The sequence below is a fragment of the Kocuria sp. CPCC 205263 genome (assembly GCF_040981075.1).
In the GTDB taxonomy this organism is placed as follows: domain Bacteria; phylum Actinomycetota; class Actinomycetes; order Actinomycetales; family Micrococcaceae; genus Kocuria; species Kocuria rosea.
On the sequence record NZ_JAVKPV010000044.1, the window covers coordinates 1 to 791 of the forward strand.

General features: G+C 67.0%; 1 pseudogene. It reads left to right on the forward strand.

The features are described 5' to 3' along the window. Positions 1-640: pseudogene (locus tag RF647_RS19035) on the forward strand (IS3-like element ISAar43 family transposase); the annotation flags it as partial. Between the last annotated feature and the right edge of the window lie 151 nt (positions 641-791).

The window sequence follows — 791 nt, forward strand, 5'->3', positions numbered from 1 at the left end:
GGGGTGGGTCGTGAACCACAAGAAGATCCAACGGCTCTGGCGCGAGGAAGGGCTGCGCGTCCCGCAGCGGCGTCACCGCAAACGCGTTGGGTCTTCGACCGTCGACGCCCCGGCAGCGGTCGCACCGAACCTCGTGTGGGCGGTGGACTTCCAGTTCGACGCGGACGAGCAGGGCCGTCCGATCAAGATCTGCTCCATCGTCGACGAGCACACCCGCGAGTGCATCGGCGGGCTCGTCGAACGGTCGATCACCGCGGACCGGCTCACCGCCCACCTCGAGGACCTCGTCGCCGTCCGGGGCGCCCCCGCGGTGCTCCGATCCGACAACGGCCCCGAGTTCATCAGCGACGCGATGGCCGACTGGGCCGGCACCCGCACCGGCCTGTTCTACATCCCGCCCGGCTCGCCCTGGCACAACGGGTACGTCGAGTCGTTCAACAGCAGGCTCCGCGACGAGTGCCTGAACATCAACAGCTTCTACTCGCTGCTCCACGCCCAGGTCGTGATCGGCGACTGGAAGACCGAATACAACCACGACCGCCGGCATTCATCGCTCGGCTACCTCGCACCCGTCGACTACGCTCGGCAATGCACCCATCAATCGGAAACCGACGACTCGCACAGCGACCGGACCGAATGAAGGGGGCGGCCCAGAAGCAACGCAAGATGACATGACGTAAGGCCCTCCCGGGGAGGGACCGCTCACCCTACCGGGCGGAGACGGGCGCTGGGCGAGGGATACTGGTCCCTCAAACCCCTCAAGCGAAGGAGACCCCGTGGTGGACTACACC